The sequence below is a fragment of the Rhodococcus sp. NPDC057529 genome, from assembly GCF_042802055.1.
Taxonomy (GTDB): domain Bacteria; phylum Actinomycetota; class Actinomycetes; order Mycobacteriales; family Mycobacteriaceae; genus Rhodococcus_F.
This window is the reverse complement of sequence record NZ_JBHVEY010000013.1, coordinates 109,074-132,014: the sequence shown is the minus strand read 5'-3', so window position 1 is coordinate 132,014 and position 22,941 is coordinate 109,074. Positions and strand designations below refer to the sequence as shown.

The window sequence follows — 22,941 nt, the reverse complement described above, 5'->3', positions numbered from 1 at the left end:
AAGTTTACGAGGACTCGACATCTTTGCGGACGACGCGTCCGGCAGGGCCGGATCCTCGAACGGTGGCCAGATCGATACCGCGCTCGCGAGCGATGCGCCTGATTAGAGGAGTTGCGATGATCCGGGACGTGCATCCGGTGCGGCTGTGCGCGTTCTGACCGCGCACATCGGTGGCTGGCCTCAGCTCGGCCATAAGTGGGTTCCTCTCTGCGGTGCTCGTTCGCCGGGTTCGGCGGTCACCGCGTCGGGCGGGACCGCCTCGTGCGGGGAGGCGTTGTCGGCGCAGGTCCGCTCGCGGTCCCCGCGTCGGCGGCGGCCGCGAGTCAGTGCACGATGTCGTGCGTAGAACTGGTTGACGGTGAGCCCGAACTCGGTGAAGACCGCCTCTGGGGACGGGCCGCCGTAGGGTTCCCACTGTCGGTGAAATTCCTCGATCGCGCGGTGGTATCGATCCCTCATCCGAATGGCTCCGTCGCCTGGTATCGAACGAATGCCCCACCATGGGAAGGGGCGTTGACTGACGAGGCGGCTGCAGCGCCCGCGGATTGCTCAGAGCGCTGCAGCCGCATGTCCTACGCCCGACCGGCGCGGAGTCGTTGGGCGATCTCGATGGCATCGCCCTCGGGAGCGGTCGACTTGCGATCGGGCTTGGCGACCAACAGGTACACCAGACCGACCACCGCGACAACGAGGAACCCGATCAACGCGATCCACCGGTCGTAGAACGGCAGGCTGGTGTCTGCGCTCGGCTTGGCGAGGATGACCATGGCGACGACACCGTAGATCAGTGCTCCGATGTTGATCACCAGGCCGCTGCGACCGAGGCTCCACGGACCGCCGGGTTTCCAGCCCTTCAGGCGCATCCGCAGTGCGGCCAGGACCACCATCTGGAAGGCGAAGTATCCGGCCAGCATCTGGAACGCGGCGATCCGGAAGAGCGAGTCGGGGGAGTAGAACACGAAGATCACCAGCAGTACCGGCAGGACGTTGACGGCAATCAGCGCATTGATGGGCACGTGGCGCTTCTTGGCAGTTTTCGAGAACAGGGCGCTGCCGGGGAACATGCCGTCTCGTGCAAACGAGTACACCAGGCGGCTGACCGCGGCCTGCTGGCCCATCACGCCGGCGATGAACGAGGTCAAGACGGTGAGCAGGAACAGCTTGGTGCCGATCATTCCCATGCTGTCGTGCAAGATCGCCGGGATGGGGTTGGAGTCCTCGCCGGCGACGATTGCTTGCAGGTTCGGTGCCGCGAGCACGTAGCCGGAGAAGGCGATCACCGCGACGACCATGCCGATGACTACCGTCAGCACCATGGACACGGGGATGGCGCGGGCGGGGTTGGGCGTTTCCTCGGCGACCTCGCCGCAGGATTCGAAGCCGTAGAACATGTACAGGCCCACCAATGATGCTCCGAGGAAGGCGAAGAAGTACGGACTCGATCCGCCGGCACCCATGGTGTCGAAGAAGACCGAGAACGGCTGCTTGCGTTCGAAGATCAGCAGGTAGAGGCCGATCACCATGATGCCGGCGATCTCGCAGATGAGACCGATCTGCGAGATACGTGCAAGGGTCTTCGTTCCGGCCATGTTCAGCAGCAGGCAGATCGTGATCACACTCAGGGTGATCGTCAGCTTCTGCACCGGGGACGCAGTGATGGACGGTTCGGCATCGGTGCCCCAGAACAGGCTGGCGATGAAGTCCGAGCTGAACAGAGCCGTCGTGGTAATGCCGATGGTGATACCGAAAACGTAGATCCACGCCATCCACCAGGCGTATCGCCCGTTCCACAATCGGCGCCCCCACTGGTACAGGCCGCCGGCGAGGGGGAACTGGGAGACGACCTCGCCGAAGACGAGGGCGACGAGGAGCTGGCCACCGGCGATGAGGAAGATCCAGAAGATCGCCGGCGGGCCCGCGGTACTGATGCCGAGCGCGAAGATCGACACCACGCTCACCATCGGCGAGAGATAGACGAAGCCCAGGGCGAAGTTCGCGGACAGACTCATCTTCCGCTCGAACTTGTTCTCGTACCCGAGCTCCCGCAGATGCGCGTCGTCGTCGAGGTGCTCATACACCTCCGACGGGGTGGAGGAGTCGGGCGGAGGTGGCGTGTCCGCCTGGAGGTCGGCACTGTCACCGGTGGCAGGCATTTGGGTCCCTTCGATGTTCTTTCGCATTGAGCGCGGCCGGATTACGTATGTGTTGCAACGCGGCCTGGAGGCGGCTCGTCTTCGGCTCTGCGGCAGGAGATCCCACCTTCGCCGTCGGGTGAGCTCGCGTTGTGGGAGAAACGCTACTCCGTGATCGGTATTGCGGCTATAGTCTGGCGAAAATTCCGTGTAACGATCGGGAAAGCGATCAAGTTGGCAGTCGTGGTGGCGGTCTGATCGGGACGTCGATCGAGGGCGCCGCTGGGATCGGTGTCATGGAAGTGCCGGGTCGAGTTCGTCTTGACGGATCCGACGCGACGACCGCAGTGAAACGACGGCGTTCGTAGTGAAGACGGCGAGGGCAATCCAGATCAGGATGAAACCCGCCCACCGCGCCGGCGGCATGTCCTCGTGGACGACGAGAATTCCCCACGTCATCTGCATCCCCGGGGTCAGATACTGCAGGATCCCCAGGGTCACGAGCGGCACCGCCTGGGCGGCCCGTCCGAAGAGCAGCAGTGGGGCGGCGGTGATCGGGCCGAGGCACAGCACGAGGAGGGTCTGTGCCGGGCCGGAGGAGAAGGCGTGGGGCGCCCCGCTGAGGAGGGCCACCACCAGGATGGTGAGGGCAGCAGGGAGTGCGACCAGCCCTTCCGCGGTCAGACTCACCGTCGGCCGCAACGGGACGAGCTTTTTGACCACCCCGTAGGAGGCGAAAGACATCGCCAGGGTCAGTGCGATCCAGGGCGGCCGACCGTAGTCGACGGTCAGGACGGCGACCGCCACCACCGCGAGTATCACGGCGCAGATCTGCACCCTGGTGATGGACTCCTTGAACACGATGACCCCGAACAGCACGCTGACCAGGGGGTTGATGAAGTATCCCAGGGCGGCCTCGACGACATGGCCGGTGGCCACGGCGAACACGTACATCCCCCAGTTGATCGAGATGAACAATGATGCGGCCGCCACCATCCCCCAGGTGCGTCTCGGTAGTCCCCTCAGCTCGCCGAGGTGTCCGGCGAACCCGAGTACGGCAAGCATCAACACGACGGTCCACACGATCCGGTGCGCCACCACCTCGAGCGGCGAGAGGAACGTCAGCAGCCCGAAGAACGCGGGAAACGCGCCCCAGATGGCGTAGGCACCGAGGCCGGCGAACAAACCGGAGGTGGAGGTGGCAGCCCGGACGGCCTGGGGTGTGGGCGGGGAGGTCACTGCAGTGGGTTCCTTCTGCGCAGGTGGGCGGTCACGTTCTGCCCCCGGCCGCCCGCGCGGGCAGGGTGTGCGGGGGTGCCGGCGTCAGATCAGCACTCGACGACGTTGACCGCGACGGTCACGGCCAGGCCGCCGGTGGAGGTCTCCTTGTACTTCGAACTCATGTCCAGCCCGGTCGCCCGCATGGTGGCGATGACCTCGTCGAGACTGACCCGGTGGGTGCCGTCGCCGCGCATGGCCATGCGGGCCGCGGTGATGGCCTTGTTCGCCGAGATCGCGTTGCGCTCGATGCAGGGAATCTGCACCAGGCCGCCGATCGGATCGCAGGTCAATCCGAGGCAATGCTCCATCGCGATCTCCGCGGCATTTTCCACCTGTTGCGGTGTGCCCCCGAGGATCTCCGCCAAGGCGCCCGCCGCCATGGACGCGGCCGATCCGACTTCGCCCTGGCACCCGACCTCGGCACCGGAAATGGATGCCTGCTGCTTGTACAGCGCCCCGATGGCACCGGCGGTGAGCAGGAACCGCAGAGCGACGTCGTCGGGATCCTCCCGGCCCGCGGTGGTGTAGTGGGTGGCGAAGTGCAGCACTGCGGGAATGATGCCGGCGGCGCCATTGGTCGGCGCCGTCACCACGCGGCCACCGGACGCGTTCTCCTCATTGACGGCCAATGCCACGAGATTGACCCAGTCCTCGGCATGCTCGGGTGATTTGTCCGGATCCTCGTCCCGCAGCCGCTGATGCCAGGTATGCGCGCGCCGTCGCACATTCAGGTTGCCGGGCAGGTTCCCGGTCCGCTGCATCCCGTTGTACTGGCACTGCTCCATCACATCGCGGATATGCAGAATCTCCTTGACGATCTCTCGTTCCGGACGCAGCGTGAGTTCGTGCTGCATCATGATGTCGCTGACGGCGAGTCGATGCTGCTCGGTCAACGCCAACAGTTCGGCGGCGGTGGAGAACGAGAAAGGCGAGGAGCCCTCGTGTTCCGGCGGCCGGTTCTTCTCCTCTTCGGAGACGATGAAGCCGCCGCCCACCGAGTAGTAGATGCTCTCGAGCAGGTCGCCGTGGGTGTCGGAGATCGCACGGAACTTCACCGCGTTCGGGTGGTGGTCGAGGACGGTCAGCGGCCGTTTGATCAGGCGCTCTTCGTCGAGGGAGATCAGGTGCGTGCCCCCGAGCCGGACCCGACGGTCGGTGCGCTGCCGTGCGACGACACGCTCCATCTCGTCGGCTTCGAGGGTGTCCGGGTGCAGCCCCTCGAGCCCGAGAAGGATTGCGGTGAAGGTGCCGTGCCCGGCCCCCGTCGCGGCGAGCGATCCGTACACCTCGACGTGGACCTCGTCGATGTAGTCGAGGACCCGCAGCGAGCGGAGTTCGCCGGCGAAGCGTGCGGCGGCCCGCATCGGCCCGACGGTGTGAGAACTCGACGGGCCGATTCCGACGGAGAACAGGTCGAAGACGCTGACGGTCATGACATCACAATCCTGGGTAGAGTGGCCGGCTCTGCGCCAGAGCACGAACCTGGTCGGCGAGGTCGGACAGGTCGGCGTCGTCTTCGGCGATCAGTGCACGCGCGATCAGGTCGGCGACCTGCTCGAAATCATCGGTGGTGAAGTCGCGTGCTGCCAGGGCCGGAGTGCCGATCCGCAGACCGGAGGTGACCATCGGGGGGCGCGGGTCGAACGGCACCGCGTTGCGGTTGACCGTGATGTCGATCGCGGCGAGACGGTCCTCGGCCTGCTTGCCGTCGATGTCGGCGTCACGCAGATCCACCAGCACGAGGTGGACATCGGTACCGCCGGTGAGCACCGTGATGCCGCGGTCCTTGACGTCCGCGCGGGAGAGCCGCTCGGCGAGGATCGTCGCACCGTCCAGGCACCGCTGCTGGCGCTCGACGAATTCCGGCTGCTGGGCCATCTTGAATGCGGCGGCCTTCGCCGCGATCACGTGCTCGAGCGGTCCGCCCTGTTGGCCGGGGAACACCGCGGAATTGATCTTCTTCGCGATGGCCGCATCGTTGGTCAAGATGATCCCGCCCCGCGGCCCGCCGAGGGTCTTGTGCGTCGTCGACGTCACGACGTCGGCATGCGGAACCGGTGAGGGATGCAGGCCGGCCGCGACCAGACCCGCGAAGTGCGCCATGTCGACCATCAGCAGGGCCCCGACTTCGTCGGCGATCTGCCGGAACCGGGCGAAGTCGATGTGACGCGGGTACGCGGACCAGCCGGCGATGATCAGCTTCGGCCGGCTCTCCCGGGCAATGCGGGCGACCTCGTCCATGTCGATCAGGTAGTCGGTTTCGGAGACCCCGTACGCGACCACGTTGTAGAGCTTGCCGGAGAAGTTGATGCGCATGCCGTGGGTGAGATGCCCGCCAGCGGCGAGGGACAGGCCCAAGATGGTGTCGCCCGGGTTGATCAGGGCGTGCATGACCGATGCGTTGGCGGTCGCACCGGAATGCGGCTGCACATTGGCGAACTGGGCCCCGAAGATGTCCTTGATGCGATCGAGGGCGAGCTGCTCGATCTGGTCGACGTACTCGCAGCCGCCGTAGTATCGGCGGCCCGGGTAGCCTTCCGCGTACTTGTTGGTCAGCACCGAGCCCTGCGCCTGCATCACCGAGATCGGTGCGTAGTTCTCCGAGGCGATCATCTCGAGGCCGGTCTGCTGACGTTCGAGTTCCTTGCGGATCAGGTCGGCGACGTCGGGGTCGAAGTTGCTCAGCTCACGCGAGAGGATGCTCATGCGTCGACTCCGTTCTTCTCCGCATACTCGGCGGCGGTGAGCAATTCGCCGGCCTCGGACGGCAGGACGGCGAACAGCCAGCCCTCGCCGTAGGGGTCCTTGCTGACCAGTTCCGGGTCGTCGACCACGGCGGTGTTGACGATCGACACGGTGCCGCTGACCGGCGGGTACAGCTCGGACACTGTCTTGGTCGACTCGACCTCGCCGCACGCCTCGCCGAGGGTCACCGTCGATCCCACCGTGGGGAGTTCGAGGTAGACGAGGTCACCGAGGTTGTCGACGGCCACCGCCGTGATGCCCACCCGCACAGGGTCGGCGGGCAGGGCGGCCCCGGGTGCGACGGCGACCCACTCGTGCTCGTCGGTGTAGCTCAGGTTTCCGGGAAGGGAGATCTCGCTCATGGCTTTTCTGGCCTTTCGAAGATGACGCTGGGAACGGGACGGGCCGACGGGGTCGTCAGGACCGCTTGTAGAAGGGGGGCTTGACCACGGTGAAGGGCAACTTGCCGCCGCGAACGTCGACCAGCACCGTCGAGCCGAGTCGGCTGCGTTCGCTGTCGAGGTAGGCCAGCGCGATCGGGTAGCCGAGGGTGGGGGAGAGGATCCCCGAGGTGACCACCCCGATGACGGAATTCGGGTCGTAGGCGTCGTGCACCGCGTACTCCGCCCGCGCCGCCCGCTTGCCGGTGCCGACCAGCCCGACCAGCGTGCGCGACGGTGCCGTGTCGGCGATCTTCGCCAGTGCCTCCGATCCGACGAACTTCTTGTTCAGGCGCACCACCCGCCCGAGACCCGCTTCGAACGGGGTGATGTCGAGACTGAGTTCGTGCCCGTACAGCGCCATCCCGGCCTCGAGCCGCAGCGAGTCCCGGCACGCGAGACCGGCGGGAACCCCACCGGCGCGCACCGTCGGCTCGAGCAGCGCCCGCCACAGCTGGACGGCGTTCTCGTTCGGGACATACAGTTCGAAGCCGTCCTCACCGGTGTATCCGGTGCGTCCCAACAGAACCGGGATCCCGGCGACGGTGGCGGTGGTGGCCGCGTAGTACTTGAGCTCCTGCACGGTGGCCGCCTCCGCGGAGGGGACCAGGGTGAGCAGGATCGCCTCGGCGGCCGGCCCCTGCAGGGCGATCAGAGCGGTCGTCTGCGAGCGATCGGTGACCGCGACGTCGAATCCGGCGGCGCGCTCGGTCAGCTTGGCGAAGACCGTGCCGGCGTTGGACGCGTTCGCGACGACGAGGAACTGGTCGGCGCCGAGCCGGTAGGCGACGAGGTCGTCGATGACGCCGCCGTCGTCGTTGCAGATCAGCGAGTACTTCGCGCGGCCCGGCGCCACTGCGGTGAACTCACCGGCGAGGGCATGGCCGAGGAACGCGGCCGCATCCGGGCCGGTGACGTCGATCTCGCCCATGTGGGACAGGTCGAAGAGGCCGGCCACCGACCTGACCGCGTGGTGTTCGGTCAGGTCGCTGTCGTACTTCAACGGCATCTGCCACCCGGCGAAGTCGGTGAAACTGGCTCCGAGGGAACGGTGCTCGTTTTCGAGGGGAGTAGCGAAACTCATGCGAGGACTTCTTCTCTCGTATCGGTCGATGAGGGGGCTTCGAAAGCGTCGGGTGCGGGGCACGAGCACACCAGGTTGCGGTCGCCGTGTACTCCGTCGATCCGCCGGACCGGCGGGAAGTACTTGTTCTCGCGCAGCGAGGGCACCGGGAAGGCGGCCTCCTGCCGGGTGTAGGGCAGCGTCCACTCGGTGGTGGTGACCTGGGCGGCGGTGTGCGGGGCCTGCCGCAGCGGGCTCGATTCGAGTGGCCAGGTGCCGTCGGCCACCCGCTGGATCTCGGCGTGGATGCCGATCATGGCGTCGATGAACCGGTCGAGTTCCTCGAGGTTTTCCGATTCGGTGGGTTCGACCATCAGGGTCCCGTTGACCGGGAACGACAGGGTGGGGGCGTGGAATCCGTAGTCGATCAGCCGCTTGGCCACGTCTTCGGCGCTCACACCGGTCGCCTTGGTCAGGGCACGCAGATCGAGGATGCATTCGTGGGCGACCAGATTCCCGTCGCCGGTGTAAAGCACCGGGTAGTAGGGAGCGAGCGCGCCCGCGAGGTAGTTGGCCGACAGTACTGCGGTTTCGGTGGCCCGGGTGAGTCCGTCCGGTCCCATCAGTGCGATGTAGGCCCAGGTGATCGGCAGGATGCCGGCGGAGCCGTAGTTCGCCGCGGAGACCGGGGGGCTGGCGGGGTCGGCCGCGAGTGGGTCGGACGGCAGGAACGGGGCCAGATGCTCGCGCACGGCGACCGGGCCGACACCGGGACCGCCACCACCGTGCGGGATGCAGAAGGTCTTGTGCAGGTTCAGGTGTGAGACGTCGCCACCGAACTCGCCCGGCCTGGCCAGGCCGACCAGCGCATTGAGGTTGGCCCCGTCGATGTACACCTGCCCACCGGCGTCGTGGACGAGTTCACACACGGTGCGGACGTCGTTCTCGTAGACCCCGTGGGTGGAGGGGTAGGTGAGCATGATGGCGGCGATCTTGCCGCTGTGCCGGTCGATCTTGGCGCGCAGATCGTCGAGGTCGATGTTGCCGTTGGCGGCCGTCGCCACGACCACCACCTGCATCCCGGCGAGCACCGCGGAGGCTGCGTTGGTGCCGTGCGCGGACTGCGGGATCAGACAGATGGTGCGGTCGGTGTCGCCGTTGGCGGTGTGATAGCCGTGGATGGCGAGCAGACCCGCCAACTCGCCCTGGGAGCCGGCGTTCGGCTGCAGCGAGACCCGGTCATAGCCGGTGATCTCACAGAGCCACCGTTCGAGGTCGTCGGTGAGCTCGCGGTAGCCCTCGGTCTGGTCGGCCGGTGCGAAGGGGTGGATGCCGGCGAACTCCGGCCAGCTGATCGGCTCCATCTCCACCGCGGAGTTGAGCTTCATGGTGCACGAGCCGAGCGGAATCATCGTCCGGTCCAGGGCGAGGTCCTTGTCGGACAACTTGCGCAGGAACCGCTGCATCGCCGCTTCCGAACGGTAGCGCCGGAACACCTCGTGCTGGAGGAAGGTCGAGGTCCGGGTCAGTGTCGGCGGAATGTAGGAGGTGTCGACGGGGGCCAGGGCCGCACCGAAGGCCGCCAGGACCCGCTCGACGATCTCGCCGGTGGTGTGCTCGTCGCAGGACACCCCGACGTGGTCGGCGTCGATGTAGCGCAGGTTGATCCCGTCCGCGTTGGCGGCGCGGACGATGACACCGGCCCGGTGCGGGACGTGGGCGACGACGGTGTCGAAGAAGTTCGAGTGCAGGGTCTCGATGTCCGCGGCGTGCAGTCCGGAGGTCAGGTGCGCGGCGTGCGAGTGCACCCGCCCGGCAATCGCACGCAGTCCCTCGGCGCCGTGATAGGCGGCGTACATCGCGGCCACGTTCGCCAGCAGGGCCTGGGCGGTGCAGATGTTGCTGGTCGCCTTGTCGCGGCGGATGTGCTGCTCGCGAGTCTGCAGCGCCAGCCGGTACGCCGGGGAGCCGTCGGCGTCCTTGGACACCCCGACCAACCGGCCCGGCAGCATGCGTTCGAGACCGCCTCGGACGGAGATGAATCCGGCGTGCGGGCCGCCGAAGAACAGCGGCACACCGAACCGTTGGGCCGACCCGACGGCGATGTCCGCACCCTGCTCGCCCGGGGAGGTGATCAGGGTCAGCGCGAGCAGGTCGGTGGCCACCGTGGTCAGGGCGCCCCGCCGGTGCGCCTCGGCGATCGACTCGCTCAGATCCCGCACCCCGCCGGTGACCGACGGATTCTGGTAGACGACGCCGAAGAACTCCCCGTCGGGCAAGCCGCGGTCCAGATCGGTCACGACCAGCTCGATGCCGACGGCGTCCGCGCGGCCGCGCAGAACGGACAGCGTCTGCGGGAAGCAGCCGGCGTCGACGAGGACCCGGCGCGAGGGGGACTTGTTGGCGCGGCGCATCAGCAGGACGGCCTCGGCGACGGCGGTGGCCTCGTCGAGGAGCGAGGCACCCGCGACCGGGAGGCTGGTGAGCTCTTCGATGACGGTCTGGAAGGTCAGCAGCGCCTCGAGTCGGCCCTGGGAGATTTCCGGCTGGTACGGGGTGTACGAGGTGTACCAGCCCGGCGCCTCGAGGATGTTGCGACGCAGGACGGCGGGAGTGATGGTGTCGTAATAGCCGAGCCCGATCATCTGCACCCGCGGCCGGTTCTTGCCGGCGATCGTCCGCAGGTCGGCCAGCACATCCTGTTCCGCGCGGGCGGAAGGCAGGTTCAGCGGTTGCGCGGTCCGGATCTGGGACGGAACGGCACGCGAGACGAGGGCGTCGAGGGAGTCGTATCCGAGGACCTCGAGCAGTTGCGCGATCTCGGTCTCGGACGGGCCGATGTGCCGGTCTTGGAACGTGGGTGCGATGTCGGGATGGGACACGAAGGACCTCCAATGGTCGGTTCTGCTCGACTCGACGTCGAGCGCAGAGCGCGGCCCTCCCCGATCTGTCCTGTCACCTGAGAGATTGGGCACCCCAACAGTATTGGGGCGCTCTTCACCTTCGGTAAGCGTTCGCGACGCTTTCTCCAGAGTTGCCTCTGCGTGTCAGTACTGGGCCTGAGAGATTCCCGGGGAGGAACTTGCTCCTACGGCGGCCCTGCCTCGGCAGGGCATCTCCTGACACGCATCGAACGGCATGTGCGGTTGTTGTGTGCCCCGCCACTGTACCCAAAATGTTCGGAGTTCCGCACGCCGATTGGTAACAATCGAGAAAACTGCGCGGAATTCCGCTCAATTGGGGCGATCTGTTCTTGTGTTCGCGGGTTCGGTGCGGCACTCTGGGGAGCGAGCGTCGGGCGACCGCCCACGCTGTTCGGCATTCCGATCACCCCGACCCGAGGAATCGCCATGTCAGTGACCAGCGACGGCCGCAAGCTTCTGCGTCTGGAGGTCCGCAACGCTCAGACCCCGGTCGAACGCAAGCCGGCCTGGATGAAAGCCCCCGTTCGTATCGGCGCTCAGTTCCGGGAGATCTCCGCCCTGGTCGAGTCCGCGGACCTGCACACCGTCTGCCGCTCCGCCGGATGCCCGAACATCTTCGAATGCTGGGAGGACCGCGAGGCCACCTTCCTGATCGGCGGAGACCAGTGCACCCGCCGCTGCGACTTCTGTCAGATCGATACCGGCAAGCCGGTCGACCTCGATCGGGACGAGCCGCGGCGTGTGGCCGAATCGGTGCGGACGATGAACCTGAAGTACGCCACGGTGACCGGTGTGGCTCGCGACGATCTTGACGACGGCGGGGCCTGGCTGTACGCAGAAACCGTCCGGATCATCCACGACCTCTGCCCCGGGACCGGGGTCGAACTGCTCATCCCGGACTTCTCCGGAGTGCCGGAGCAGTTGACTCAGGTCTTCGGGGCCCGGCCCGAGGTGCTCGCCCACAACATCGAAACCGTGCCGCGGATCTTCCGCAGAATTCGACCGGGCTTCACTTTCGATCGATCCCTCGACGTGCTCGCCCGCGCGAAAGCCGCGGGCCTGATCACCAAATCCAACCTGATCCTGGGGATGGGTGAACGGCGCGACGAGGTCGACGAAGCCCTCGAGCAACTCCACGCCGCCGGATGCGACCTGGTGACCATCACCCAGTATCTGCGCCCCTCTGCCCGCCACCTTCCTGTCGACAGGTGGGTGCACCCCGATGAGTTCGCCGAACTCGCCACCCACGCAGAAGGACTCGGCTTCGCCGGCGTGATGTCGGGGCCGCTGGTGCGCTCCTCGTATCGCGCCGGTCGCCTGCATGCGGCGGCCGTCGCCGCCCGCCTCACCCCGCAGCCTCCAGCGTCCGGATTGAGCGGACTTCCGATCGAAACTCCGAATGAAACAGCAGTTCGTTCGGAACTCCGATCAAAAGTTGCCGAATACTCTTGATTTGTTCGGTAAACAGGTCTAGCGTTCTTCTCATGACAAGCGCAAGGCGGCCCGGCGCCGCGAGGAGCGAAGCGGCTCCGATCGTCGTGGTCATCGGTACTTTCGACACCAAGGCCGCTGAACTCGGAGCCCTCAGCGATGAGATCGAGCGGCTCGGTGGGATCGCGATCATGCTCGACACCTCGGCTCGGACGGCGCAGCGTCCCTCGGACGCGGTGATCGGCACTCGCCGCTTCATCGACCAGGCGACGGTCGCCGCCGCGGCGGGAAGTTCGATCGCCGCGATCAGCGAACTACCGCGCGGTGAGGCCGTCAGCGCCCTGCGGTCGGGCGTCAGTCGCCTCCTGAGCGCGATGGTCGCCGAAGGCGAGATCGACGGCGCCGTGTGTATGGGAGGGGCCGGAACGCACATCGCCGGCCCTGCCCTGCAGTACCTGCCCTTCGGCTTCCCCAAACTCATCGTCTCGCCGCTGGCCTCGGGAAACCGGACCTTCGACCCCTACGTCGGAATCAGCGACATCGCCGTTCTGCACTCGGTCGCCGACATCATCGGCATCAACTCGGTGACCAGCGAGATCTACCGAAGCGCCGCCGGCTACATCGTCGGTGCCGCGGCCGCCGCCGCGCTCGCCGCCCCGACCGCGGATGCCGGTCAGCGGCCGATCACCGTGGCGGTGTCGATGAACGGCAACACCACCCCCGCGCTCGAGCGTGCCCAGAAACACCTCGAAGGCAAAGGCTTCGGCTTCGTTGCCTTCCACGCCAACGGCACCGGCGGCCGGGCGCTCGAGAACGCCGTCCAAGCGGGACAGGTCGACGCGGTCATCGATTTCACGACCACGGAGCTGAGCGGACACCTCATCGGTGGCCTGATGGATCCCGGTCCCCACCGGATGGAGGCGGCCGGCAAGGCCGGACTCCCTCAGGTGCTCGTTCCGGGCTGCGTCGACTTCATCACCTGCGGCAAGCTGGCCGACACCCAACGACAATTTCCGGGACGCACCTACTTCGGGCACAACCCCGAACTCACGCTGGTGCGGCTGACCACATCCGAAATGATGCGGGTAGCAGAAACATTCGCGGCAAAGGCCAACAACAGTGTCGGCCCGACCCGGGTGTACGTCCCGACCGCGGGCTTGTCGGTGCCCAACGCGCCGGGCCAGGTCTTCTGGGATCCGGAAGCCGATCGCGCCTTCACCACGGTGCTCGAATCGTGCCTCGAGCCGAACATCGAACTGACCAAACTCGACGTTCACATCAACGATCCCGCCTTTATCGACCACATACTTGCAGATTTCGTTCCTCTGCTCGAAAGCCGTGACCGTCACGCACCGTCTGCCGCCCCGGCGGAGGCATCCATCACCACAACCCCGCGCGGTAGCTATGCCCATCGCTAAGGACGGGCCTGATAGCTGCATCCTCAACCATCCGCGAGTGAACACGATCGATCGGAGACACCGATGAAAGCAGTAGTTCTCGAAGCAGAGTGGGCCCCGCGTGCATCTGCACGCATCTCGGACCGCGACGCAGAACGCCAGTGGGCCCGCATCGCCAGCGATGCGTACCGCAACCCGTCGGTCGACCTCCGGACGATCGCCGACCCCGGCGAACCCGGTCCCACCGAGGTCGTCGTCGAGGTCGGTGCCTGCGGGCTGTGCGGCTCGGACGTGCACATGTTCGAGACCGACGACGAGGGGTACATGCTGCTCCCGTACCACCTCAAGGCCCCGGTCATCACCGGCCACGAGTTCGCCGGCAAGATCGTCGCCGCCGGTAAGGACGTCACCGAGCTGCGTGTCGGCGGACTCGTGGCCGTCGAGGAAATCCAGTGGTGCGGCAACTGCCGCGAATGTCGCGGCGGGTACTGGAACCAGTGCCGCAACATCGAAGACCTCGGCTTCACCGTCAACGGCGGCTTCGCCCAGTACGTCAAGGTGGACGCCCGGTTCTGCTGGCCCCTCGACGCGGTCCTCGACCGATACGGCGACGAGGAAACCACCCTCGAGGTCGGCGCCCTCACCGAACCGACCAGCGTCGCGTACGAGGGCATGTTCACCCGCGGCGGCGGCTTCAAGCCCGGTGGTGCGGTGACGGTGTTCGGCGGCGGACCCATCGGGCTGGCCTCGGTCGCACTCGCACAAGCCGCCGGCGCCTCGAAGATCTTCCTCGTCGAGCCCATCGCCGAGCGTCGCGAACTCGCCCTCAAGCTCGGAGCGACGCACGCCATCGACCCGATCAACGAGGACGCCGCCGACGCGGTGCTCACCGAAACCCGCGGAAACGGCTCGGCGATGGTCGTCGAGGCCAGCGGAAACACCAAGGCCGTGATGCGCGGCGTCGAAGACACCCTCGGAGTCGGCGGCAAGGTCATCGTCGCCGGCATGGACGCCAACGCGGCACAGATCAACCTCATCAACATCCAGCTCAAGGCCGGCTCCTTCTACGGAACCGTCGGACACTCCGGAACCTGGGACTTCCCGAACGTCATCAACCTGATGGCCGCCGGGCGAATCAACATGGAGCACGCCATCACCCGCCGATTCCCCCTCGCCGGGCTGGTCGACGCCATCGACGAAACCAAGGCACGCGGCAACGGAAAGATTCTGGTCAAGCCGCAGCTCTGACCACCACCAACACCTGTATCGAACACCCTAGAAAGGCCTCTCCCATGACCGAACTGCACTCGCGCCTGATCACCGACCTCGCACCGCCGGACATCCAGGAATACCTCAAGACCGACGACACCATCCTCATCCCGATGGGCGCGGTCGAGATGCACGGCTACCACCTGCCCATCGGCACCGACATCTACAACGCCATGGAGGTCTCCAAGCGCGCAGCCGAGAAGGCCGGCGTGCTCTACGGCCCGCCGATCTGGACCGGCTACAGCCCGCACCACCTCCGCGAAGCCGAGAACGGCATGGGCACCATCACCTTCCGTGGAGACACCGTCCGCGGCATCATCTACGACACCGCCCGCTCGCTGATCCACCACGGCTTCAACCGCATCATCTTCGTCAACGGCCACACCTCCAACACCAAGGTCACCGACGAGGTCTTCCGTACCCTGCGGTACGAGACAGGTGCACTGCTCGGCATGTTCAAGCCCTACGGTGAGCGCTACCTCGGCATCATCGAAGACCTGATGGAGAACACCGCAGAGGAGACCGCCGGCTGGCACGCCAGCGAGCAGGAAACGTCGATCATGATGGCGTACAAGCGCGACAACGTGAAGCTCGACCGCGGCCTCGACACCCGCGCGCAGGCCCCCGAATGGCTGCCCGAGTCCTTCAAGAAGGTCGACGCCAGCCCCGACGTCGAGTTCCAGGGCTACGAGTACTTCTACTTCCCGATGGAGCACCAGGAGATGGCCCCGCACGGCGTCATCGGCAACCCCTTCCGTGCCACCGCGGAGAAGGGCGAACAGATCTTCGACCGGTTCTCCCAGCACCTCGCCGACGCCGTCGGTGAGCTCAAGAAGGTCAAGGTCGACATCACCCAGCGTGAGTACATCCTGAAGGCCTGACCCCGCCCCACCCCCTACACCAGCGGCCGCCCCACGCCGATCCCTCGGCCGGTCCGGACTCCCTGGTGTAGGGGCGAGCCCCTCGCGGCTCGGAACCCAAGCTTCCGGGTAGGGCGATGTCTTCCACTCGCCCTACCCGGGTATCCACCTCCCCCCAGTGGCCGAGATTCCGAACAAGTTCACAGAGAGCTATCGGTCGCTCCCGACCGTCGACGGGCAAATTGCCACCTTTGAGTTGTTCACTCCCATAAGGATTCGGTCGGAATAGACACCGAACGGGATCGAAACGGCGTGTGCGCGATGTTCGCCAAACCGAACACCCCGACGTAGACTGGACTCGGCCCGAAGTAACCTTCGGCACGGTGAGGAAGCCCGGCCGATACCGCGCAGGGGCGCTGTTCACCGGCCCGGCTTCAGACGAGATGGAGGAAGAGATGACGGACGTGACGGATGATCCGGCGGATGTGGGTTCGATCGGTGACAGGCTGCGAGCGCTGCGCACAGAGCACGGCTACTCGATTCGTGCGCTCGCCGAGCGTGCCGAGATCTCATCCTCCGTCATCAGCGAAGTCGAGCGGGGAAAGACCGAACCGTCGATCTCGACCCTCAAGCGTGTGGCGGCCGCGCTCGGAACCAGTATCACGTACTTCTTCACCGCGCCCTCACAAATGAACGGTCACGTGATCCGCGCCAAGGAACGGATCACCATCAGTTCGGCAAGCGACAACGGGCACGAGGCGCGCACCTCGATGAAGGCCCAGGGCGTGCATTTCGAACTGGCGTCGCCCAACGAATCGGAGGTCCTCGAGGCGATCTTCGGCCGGTACGAGATCGGCGCCAGCACCGGCGACGAGCTGTACAGCCACGAAGGCGAGGAATGGGCGATGGTCCTGAAAGGACGCTTCAAAATCACCCTCGCCGACGAGGTGTACTTCCTCAACCCCGGCGACTCGATCTGGTTCCAAAGCACCACCCCCCACAAAATTGAAAACGTTGCAAACGAAGTAAGCGAATACATCTGGATCGACACGCCGAAATCCTTCTGACCTGAGATCAGAAGACCCTCGTGTCCAAAAGCGGAGGAGAAATCAAATGGGAAAGCTCGACGGCAAGGTCGCCTTCATCACCGGCGCCGCCCGCGGTCAGGGACGCTCGCACGCGGTGAAGCTGGCGCAAGAAGGCGCCAACATCATCGCGGTGGACATCTGCGCCCCCGTGGAGTCCGCTCCCTACGCCATGGCCTCCGCTGACGACCTGCAGGAAACGGTTCGCCTGGTGGAAGCGGCCGGCGGCAAGATCGTCAGCCGGATCGCCGACGTCCGCGACCTGGCGGCCCTGTCCGCGGCCGTCGAGGAGGGCGTCGAACAGTTCGGGCGCCTCGATATCATCCTCGGCAACGCCGGCGTCTGTACCTACGGCAAGCTCGCCACCATGTCGGAAGAGCAGTTCGACGAAATGATCGAGATCGACCTCACCGGTGTGTGGAAGACCGTCCGGGCGGGCGCCCAGGCCATGATCGACGCCGGTAACGGCGGATCGATCATTCTCACCAGCTCCACCGCCGGCCTGCGGAACCTCAACGAGATCGGACACTACGTCGCCGCCAAGCACGGCGTCACCGGACTCGCGAAGGCACTGGCCAACGAGCTTGCTCCGCACAACATCCGCGTCAACTCGCTGCACCCGAGCAACTGCGAAACCATGATGATGACCAACACCGGGGTGATCAAGATGTTCCGTCCCGACCTCGAGAGCCCCACCCTCGACGACGCCAAGGACGGCTTCGCCTCGATCCACCTGCTCGACACCCCGTGGGTTCAGCCCGAGGACGTCTCGAACGCGATCCTCTTCCTGGTGTCCGACGATGCCCGATTCATCACCGGCGCAGCAATTCCCGTCGACGCGGGCATGCTCGCCAAGTAGCCCACGACCGAACAGTTCCCAGCAGAGAGGACGACATGCCGTTCACCCATGTCGTGACGTTCCGGTGGGTACCGGAGAAGCACAACGTCGCCGACGAGGTGCGCCGGTCACTCGAAGAACTGGTGCGCTCCCTTCCCGGTGTGCACAGCTATCTGTGTGGCTCGGATGCCGGCCTTAACCCCGGAAACTCCGACTTCGCGGTGGTCGGCACCTTCGCCAGCAAAGAAGACTTCCTGCACTACCGGGACCACCCCGAGCACCAACGCATTCTCGAGGAACTGATCGTCCCCAACCTGGCCGAGAAAGAAGTCGTTCAAATCGAACGATGACTTCCGGGTCCTGGCAGGGGCGGATCACCCGCAATCTGCCCCTGCCAGCACCCGCACTCGGAAGAGATCGACACGATGACGCCAGACGAACGAGATCTCCTCGACTTCGCGACGAAATGGCTGCCCTACGGCGGCGGCCCCGGCGAAGAAACGATGCTGACCTTCGGATTGACCCGGCCGCAGTACCTGCGCCGCCTTCACCGGGTCATCTCCCGGCACCCTCAGACGATCCCCCCGACCACGCTCGAGAAAATCAAGGCCCTCACGTGAGCTCCGCTGCCACGCAGATCGCCCCGCCCACCGCACCGGCCCCCGGCGAATGGAAGACAGCACTCCTCGAGCTCCTCCGCGTGCTCCGAAGCCGCGACCTCAGCGACAGCGCAGCGCGATCACTCGCCCTGGCCTCGGCCACACGGCTGCTCGCCGACTCCACACCAGCGGCAGCAAACGAGAACACACCACGGCAGACCTCGGCCCTCGCGCTCGACGCGCTACGCGCCCAACTGCGCGTACTGCAGCTCACCCAGCAGCTCAGAATCGACTACCTCCTCGATCCCAAGTCCACCACCACCGTTCCCACCCGCGCCGCCACCACGGCCCGCCGGTGGACCGCGCACGCGATCACCCTGCTGTGCAACCAGACGCGGGTCTCACGCTTCCACGTCACCTGGTACATCGGCGCCACCCAGATCGTCATCAGCATCCGAGACGACGGACCGGGCGAACTCGACGGGCAGTGGCTGCACAACGAAATCGACCTCGGCGGTTTGCCCCGACCCCACCAACTCGACGTTCGATGCATCCCCCGATGGGGAACCGAGATCGCGATGACCCATGTGATCGGAAACCACAGTCTGGCACGATCCCATCTCCCTCACGGGCACCCACTGACGACCCTCAACACCCGCGAACGCGACGTCCTGAACATCGTCGCTCGCGGCGAAAAGAACAGAGCCATCGCAGAACAACTCGGCATCAGCGAGAACACAGTGCGCTTTCACGTCACGAACATCCTGAAGAAGCTCGATGTCGGAAGTCGACAAGAGGCCACGGCGAAACTCTTCGAAGAACTGCACTGACACGGCACCGCGCCCTGGAAGTGCCCAAGAATCGCCCGCCACCTACGACCGTTGACCAGAACACCGAGTCCGCCCGAAAGGATCCACAGATGCTTCGCGTCGCAGTTCCCAACAAGGGCTCTCTGTCCGAGTCCGCCGCCGAGATCCTCACCGAGGCGGGCTACCGCCGGCGCACCGATTCCCGCGACCTGACCGTCCTCGACCCCGCCAACTCGGTCGAGTTCTTCTTCCTGCGGCCCAATGACATCGCGATCTACGTCGGATCCGGCGAGCTCGACCTGGGCATCACCGGCCGTGACCTCGCCCGCGACTCCGGCGCCCCCGTCAGCGAGCGGCTCGCGCTCGGCTTCGGCCGGTCCACGTTCCGGTATGCCGCCCCCGCGGGCAAGGACTGGAAGGTCGAGGACCTGGCCGGACTCCGGATCGCTACGTCGTATCCCAACCTGGTGCGGGACGACCTCTCCGCACGGGGGATCGAGGCATCGGTCATCCGGCTGGACGGCGCCGTGGAGATCTCCATCCAGCTCGGGGTCGCGGACGCGATCGCCGACGTCGTCGGTTCCGGTCGCACCCTGCGCCAGCACAACCTGGTCGCGTTCGGTGACACCCTGTGCGATTCCGAGGGTGTGCTCATCGAGCGCGCCGGGTCGGCCATCGACGACACCGCCCGCAATCAGTTGGTCGAGCGGGTGCGTGGCATCGTCTTCGCACAGCAGAATCTGATGCTCGACTACGACTGCCCGAAGACGATCCTCGACGACGCGCTGACGATCACCCCCGGGGTCGAGTCGCCGACGCTGTCGCCGCTCGCCGACGAGAACTGGGTGGCAGTGCGGGCGATGGTCCCGATCACCGGACACAACCGGGTGATGGACCAACTCGCCGCTCTCGGCGCCAAGGCCATCCTTGCCTCGAACATCCGATCCTGCCGCGCGGTCACCGACCGATACGCCTCGGAGGACCAATGATGGACACGACCGAACACGAGAACCTGCGCCGGCGGCAGGCGGATAGCGCCACCTGTCGTCGATTGCTCAGAGTCCTCACCGATGCAGTCCGTGCAGGAGTGCGGATGATGAGGGCCGCCGCAGCGACGGCCCTGGACGTGGCCCGGCACCTCTATCCCGAACCGCTTACCCCCGAGGACGGATACCCACCCCTGGCGGGGCCCCTGACACCCGCAGCCGATCGCCGTCGCGACGCCATCAACCGCACAGCGACAATAGCTGCAGTACTGGACAATCCAGCGCGGGATCGATTCGATCTCTGGGTGGGCGACGAACTGGTAGGTGTGCTCGGCTACCTCAACGAGCACGACATCGCCGCCCAGGAACCCTCCGACCGGCGCGGAGTGGCGTTCATGCACACCATCATCGCGGAGGACTGGTCCCGGCAAGGACTCGCAGCCTTCCTCGTTCGCGAAGCGTATGACCATGCGCGCAAACGTAACTGGACGGTCCGCCTTGTCTGCAGCTACGCCCGGAGCCTGGCCCTTGACCGCCAGGCACACGAGGTACAGACGTAGCCGCGTCGCGGATTTGGGGTGACCGAGGTCGATCCCGGCGCAACTGTGCGCGAGCGGAAGGGCCGCCGACTGCCCGTCACAGGTTGCGAGATGAGTAGACACCACGACACTTCGTCCCTCGTGGACTTCTATCGGCCTGCGTGAGCCGCTCCGCGAGTCGAACAATGGCGTCCTCGGCGCTGCCAGTAGCACTTTGAACAGTTCACTCCGGTGAGCGGTGCCGGCGACACAGCTTTCGGTGTCGAACCAGCCGAACATCGCCGCCATGTAGCTCGACAATCGCAAATTCCGAACATCAAGCTCGATCAGTCAGTTGAGATCAGCGTCCGAAGATCGGATAACCGAACGAAAATATCAATATGGGGTTGATTTGTTCGGCAAACCGGTCTAGCTTTTAGTCAAGCTACCTCGCATGAATCACATTTAGTCCCAGCGCATAAGGCGCGGGATCGTCCGCCATGGCGGACCGCCCAAACTCCGACCAGCTGATCGCTGCCGCGGAGATCCCACGATGCAGACAAGGCCTGAAATGATCGAGCTAATCGCGATGCTCACACACAACGACAAGACCGTTGACAACGCAAGGGAGGTCTTCGCGCAGTCCGTCGATGCGCCCACGCAGCACTGGGGGTTCAAGGACACCGGCCTCTCTTCCCCGGAACTGGCGCTGCTTGCGCGAGACATGAAGGATGCGGGTAAGACTGTGCACTTCGAGTCGCTGGAGGAGGAAGAGTCACGCTGCGTGGCCGCGGCCCAGTTCGCGATCGAAAACGGGTTGGACTTCCTGATCGGCATGGCCTTTCACCCGTCTGTCGCCAAGTTGCTCGCAGAGGCAAAGGTGGGGTACCTGCCGACCTGTGGCGGCCGCAGTGGAATTCCGCGGATGCTTCACGGCAGCATTGAGGACATCGTGGGAGATGCGAACCGAATTCGCCCCCAGGCCGACGGGGTAGCGCTGTCGCTGTACCGGTGGACTGACGGGGATCCGGGACTGCTCGGAAAAGCCTTCATCGAGGAAGTCAAGTCCCCTGTCGTTGTCACCGGCTCAATCAACAGCACCGACCGCATGGACGAGATTGCCACACTGTCCCCGTGGGGCATCACAGTTGGCTCCGCACTGTTCGACGATGTGTTCGGGGTCGGGAGTTTCGCCGCCGGTCTGGAATGGATGCGTAACTACTTCGACCGCGGCTGACCGGTACATCTGCGGTCGCAGGGGGGCGCCCAGCACCAAGGTGCCGCCTGGTCTGCGAGGGGCTCCGCGACGACGTGTATGAGGTCGTGGACCGCGATAGGTGCCGGGCCGGGCCCGATGAAGTCGAGGATGGATTCCACCGTGTAGGGATGTTGGCGAGCCGAACTCCGAATATTGTTCGGTCACTATCGAATCGGTCGGCCGAAGGAGAAAGCGGGATCGGCAAACCGGTTAGATAGTTCGAAGTTAGTGGTTCCATCGACATCGTTTCTCGGAAAGTGGTACCCGGTGTCGAGCGAGCATCCGCCGATTGAGTTGTGCCCCGTCTCACCTGCTCGAAATGCTGAGGCAGGGCCGAAGCGCGGTCTCTTGTTTTGTGGGGAGGGACCTATCGGGGAATCTGGGGAGGCGGTTCCGGAATCTCTCGCTGGCCGACTCCGAAGAACCGGAGTCGGCCGGTCTCGCATCGTAAGCGAGCTCAGTTTGAATCCGCAGCCCCGCGTGAGTGCCGCCCGTCAATTCCGACTTCCTCCGAATCTTGGCTGCGCTGAAGGTCGGTTCGCTGACGCGGCGGCTGGCGGGAGGGCGGCAGTGACGACACCGCGGACCGCGGAGCGGTACACCTTGCGGGAGCCGGCGCAGGAATGGGAGGAGATCGCGCCGTTCGTGCGTGATGTCGTCCGGCGGGGGCTCGGCCCGTGCTGCGCGCGGCAGTAATTGAACCGGAACTCGACTGTGACCTCGATGTGGCGTGGGTGCGCGAGCGGGCCGCTCGACGTTGAACAGATCTTTCATCCCGCGACGGTGAACCGGTACGCGGTTGCCCCCCGGTTCGCGTACGTGACACCGTCCGGTCGCCGGGCGACGCTGGGGCAGCGTTGTCACGGCGGATCAGGCGGGTGGCGCCGTGGGGGCAGCCCCGTCAGGGGTTGCCGCGACGGTCGGTGTCGACGTCGTACACGACTGAGCAAGTGGAGACGTCGCTGTGGTGGGCGCCGCGGCACGCAATGTGCGGTCCGTTAACGGGGGCTGGCCCTCGGTGTCGGGGTAGGTCTGGCCGGCGCCGAGATGGTCAATGCCCCTGCCGCGGATGTGCGGGTCCGAGGCGAGAAGGTGATTGTCACCGTGTCAGGGCGGCTGGCACGGCAGGTTCCGGCCCGGGCGGCGTACCGCGAGGCGGTGCTCGCGTCCGCGGGTCAGGCGGGAGGGGTACCTGTTCCGGATCCGGTTCCGTGGGTCGAGCTCGTCCGGGTGGGGGGTATGGGAGCTCTGTGATCTCCCGCCCGGACTCGGGCTGACAACGTCGTCGAGGTTGCGGTGCACGTGG

The 22,941-nt window shown here is 65.8% G+C and carries 22 protein-coding genes and 1 riboswitch; of the genes, 13 read left to right on the top strand and 9 right to left on the bottom strand.

The annotated features are described in order from the left end of the window. Nucleotides 1-4 precede the first annotated feature (4 nt). The 9 genes from ACFU5V_RS25210 to gcvP all read right to left on the bottom strand — a co-directional run bounded on the left by ACFU5V_RS25210 (nucleotide 5) and on the right by gcvP (nucleotide 10,543). Nucleotides 5-193 (bottom strand): E3 binding domain-containing protein, encoded by a 189-nt coding sequence (locus ACFU5V_RS25210; protein WP_378702822.1) that lies wholly within the window; start codon nucleotides 191-193, stop codon nucleotides 5-7. Then, on the bottom strand, nucleotides 181-459 hold the full coding sequence (locus ACFU5V_RS25205) for a hypothetical protein (protein WP_378702821.1): 279 nt from the start codon (nucleotides 457-459) through the stop codon (nucleotides 181-183). The genes ACFU5V_RS25210 and ACFU5V_RS25205 overlap by 13 nt, the downstream gene beginning before the upstream one ends. A 113-nt stretch (nucleotides 460-572) precedes the next feature. Beyond that, nucleotides 573-2,153 (bottom strand): APC family permease, encoded by a 1,581-nt coding sequence (locus tag ACFU5V_RS25200; protein ID WP_378702820.1) that lies wholly within the window; start codon nucleotides 2,151-2,153, stop codon nucleotides 573-575. Between the two features lie 273 nt (nucleotides 2,154-2,426). Continuing rightward, on the bottom strand, nucleotides 2,427-3,371 hold the full coding sequence (gene rarD / locus ACFU5V_RS25195) for an EamA family transporter RarD (protein WP_378702819.1): 945 nt from the start codon (nucleotides 3,369-3,371) through the stop codon (nucleotides 2,427-2,429). Nucleotides 3,372-3,460: 89 nt separating this feature from the next. Next, nucleotides 3,461-4,846, bottom strand: a complete 1,386-nt coding sequence (locus ACFU5V_RS25190) for an L-serine ammonia-lyase (RefSeq protein ID WP_378702818.1) — start codon at nucleotides 4,844-4,846, stop codon at nucleotides 3,461-3,463. 4 nt (nucleotides 4,847-4,850) lie between these two features. Then, nucleotides 4,851-6,119, bottom strand: coding sequence for a serine hydroxymethyltransferase (gene glyA / locus ACFU5V_RS25185; RefSeq protein ID WP_378702817.1), 1,269 nt, complete (start codon nucleotides 6,117-6,119; stop codon nucleotides 4,851-4,853). Further along, nucleotides 6,116-6,520, bottom strand: a complete 405-nt coding sequence (gene gcvH / locus ACFU5V_RS25180; protein WP_378702816.1) for a glycine cleavage system protein GcvH — start codon at nucleotides 6,518-6,520, stop codon at nucleotides 6,116-6,118. Before gcvH ends, glyA begins: the two co-directional genes overlap by 4 nt. A gap of 55 nt (nucleotides 6,521-6,575) precedes the next feature. Next, the gene (gene gcvT / locus ACFU5V_RS25175; protein ID WP_378702815.1) at nucleotides 6,576-7,682 is read right to left on the bottom strand and encodes a glycine cleavage system aminomethyltransferase GcvT; all 1,107 of its coding nucleotides are present in this window, start codon (nucleotides 7,680-7,682) and stop codon (nucleotides 6,576-6,578) included. Next, nucleotides 7,679-10,543 carry an aminomethyl-transferring glycine dehydrogenase gene (gene gcvP, locus ACFU5V_RS25170; protein WP_378702814.1) on the bottom strand — a complete coding sequence of 955 codons (2,865 nt, stop codon included), beginning with the start codon at nucleotides 10,541-10,543 and terminating at the stop codon, nucleotides 7,679-7,681. The genes gcvT and gcvP overlap by 4 nt, the downstream gene beginning before the upstream one ends. A 156-nt stretch (nucleotides 10,544-10,699) precedes the next feature. Next, a riboswitch (glycine riboswitch) is annotated at nucleotides 10,700-10,793 on the bottom strand. A gap of 218 nt (nucleotides 10,794-11,011) precedes the next feature. Here gcvP and lipA point away from each other — a divergent pair. The 13 genes from lipA to ACFU5V_RS25105 all read left to right on the top strand — a co-directional run bounded on the left by lipA (nucleotide 11,012) and on the right by ACFU5V_RS25105 (nucleotide 22,331). Beyond that, entirely contained in the window at nucleotides 11,012-12,037 is a 1,026-nt protein-coding gene (gene lipA / locus ACFU5V_RS25165) for a lipoyl synthase (RefSeq protein ID WP_378702813.1), read from the top strand. A 32-nt stretch (nucleotides 12,038-12,069) separates the two neighbouring features. Then, complete coding sequence (locus ACFU5V_RS25160; RefSeq protein ID WP_378702812.1) at nucleotides 12,070-13,434, top strand: Tm-1-like ATP-binding domain-containing protein; 1,365 nt, start codon at nucleotides 12,070-12,072, stop codon at nucleotides 13,432-13,434. A 63-nt stretch (nucleotides 13,435-13,497) separates the two neighbouring features. Beyond that, entirely contained in the window at nucleotides 13,498-14,661 is a 1,164-nt protein-coding gene (gene iolM / locus ACFU5V_RS25155) for a scyllo-inosose 3-dehydrogenase (protein ID WP_378702811.1), read from the top strand. 44 nt (nucleotides 14,662-14,705) lie between these two features. Further along, nucleotides 14,706-15,563: a creatininase family protein gene (locus ACFU5V_RS25150; protein ID WP_378702810.1), complete on the top strand. Its 858-nt coding sequence runs from the start codon at nucleotides 14,706-14,708 to the stop codon at nucleotides 15,561-15,563. Between the two features lie 362 nt (nucleotides 15,564-15,925). Next, nucleotides 15,926-16,609, top strand: coding sequence for a helix-turn-helix domain-containing protein (locus tag ACFU5V_RS25145; RefSeq protein WP_378702809.1), 684 nt, complete (start codon nucleotides 15,926-15,928; stop codon nucleotides 16,607-16,609). A 46-nt stretch (nucleotides 16,610-16,655) separates the two neighbouring features. Then, the gene (locus tag ACFU5V_RS25140) at nucleotides 16,656-17,486 is read left to right on the top strand and encodes a mycofactocin-coupled SDR family oxidoreductase (RefSeq protein ID WP_378702808.1); all 831 of its coding nucleotides are present in this window, start codon (nucleotides 16,656-16,658) and stop codon (nucleotides 17,484-17,486) included. Between the two features lie 35 nt (nucleotides 17,487-17,521). Continuing rightward, on the top strand, nucleotides 17,522-17,815 hold the full coding sequence (locus ACFU5V_RS25135) for a Dabb family protein (RefSeq protein ID WP_378702807.1): 294 nt from the start codon (nucleotides 17,522-17,524) through the stop codon (nucleotides 17,813-17,815). 75 nt (nucleotides 17,816-17,890) lie between these two features. Beyond that, nucleotides 17,891-18,085, top strand: a complete 195-nt coding sequence (locus ACFU5V_RS25130) for a hypothetical protein (RefSeq protein ID WP_378702806.1) — start codon at nucleotides 17,891-17,893, stop codon at nucleotides 18,083-18,085. Further along, nucleotides 18,082-18,894: a LuxR C-terminal-related transcriptional regulator gene (locus ACFU5V_RS25125; RefSeq protein ID WP_378702805.1), complete on the top strand. Its 813-nt coding sequence runs from the start codon at nucleotides 18,082-18,084 to the stop codon at nucleotides 18,892-18,894. Before ACFU5V_RS25130 ends, ACFU5V_RS25125 begins: the two co-directional genes overlap by 4 nt. A gap of 89 nt (nucleotides 18,895-18,983) precedes the next feature. Continuing rightward, the gene (gene hisG, locus ACFU5V_RS25120) at nucleotides 18,984-19,862 is read left to right on the top strand and encodes an ATP phosphoribosyltransferase (protein ID WP_378702804.1); all 879 of its coding nucleotides are present in this window, start codon (nucleotides 18,984-18,986) and stop codon (nucleotides 19,860-19,862) included. Between the two features lie 104 nt (nucleotides 19,863-19,966). Then, nucleotides 19,967-20,419, top strand: coding sequence for a GNAT family N-acetyltransferase (locus tag ACFU5V_RS25115; protein ID WP_378702803.1), 453 nt, complete (start codon nucleotides 19,967-19,969; stop codon nucleotides 20,417-20,419). Between the two features lie 529 nt (nucleotides 20,420-20,948). Beyond that, nucleotides 20,949-21,614, top strand: a complete 666-nt coding sequence (locus ACFU5V_RS25110; protein WP_378702802.1) for a hypothetical protein — start codon at nucleotides 20,949-20,951, stop codon at nucleotides 21,612-21,614. Nucleotides 21,615-22,205: 591 nt separating this feature from the next. Continuing rightward, a complete protein-coding gene (locus ACFU5V_RS25105; RefSeq protein WP_378702801.1) occupies nucleotides 22,206-22,331 on the top strand; it encodes a hypothetical protein in 126 nt (41 codons plus the stop codon). Nucleotides 22,332-22,941 lie beyond the last annotated feature (610 nt).